1 pseudogene is annotated in these 238 nt (G+C 63.4%); it reads right to left on the bottom strand.

The features are described from left to right. Positions 1-238 (bottom strand): annotated as a pseudogene (locus EOD29_RS34845) (glycogen debranching enzyme GlgX); the annotation flags it as partial.

The following is a 238-nucleotide window of genomic DNA, read 5'->3' as shown; positions in this document are numbered from 1 at the left end:
TGGCGCTCGTCGATCCAGGCGGTGATCGGCATCAGTTCGACGGCGTCGACACCGATCCGCTTCAGGTGTGCGATGACGGAGGGATGAGCAAGGGCTGCAACCGTGCCGCGCTCTGCCTCCGGCACGTCGGGATGGAGAATGGTGAAGGGCCGCACCGCCACCTCATAGATAAAGCCGCCCGGATTGAAGAGCGGCTTGCTGACCAAGGCGGGTATATCGGCAGTGACGATCGCCTTCG

The organism is Mesorhizobium sp. M1A.T.Ca.IN.004.03.1.1 (assembly GCF_003997555.1).
Lineage (GTDB): Bacteria > Pseudomonadota > Alphaproteobacteria > Rhizobiales > Rhizobiaceae > Mesorhizobium.
This window is presented reverse-complemented; position numbering and strand designations above follow the sequence as displayed.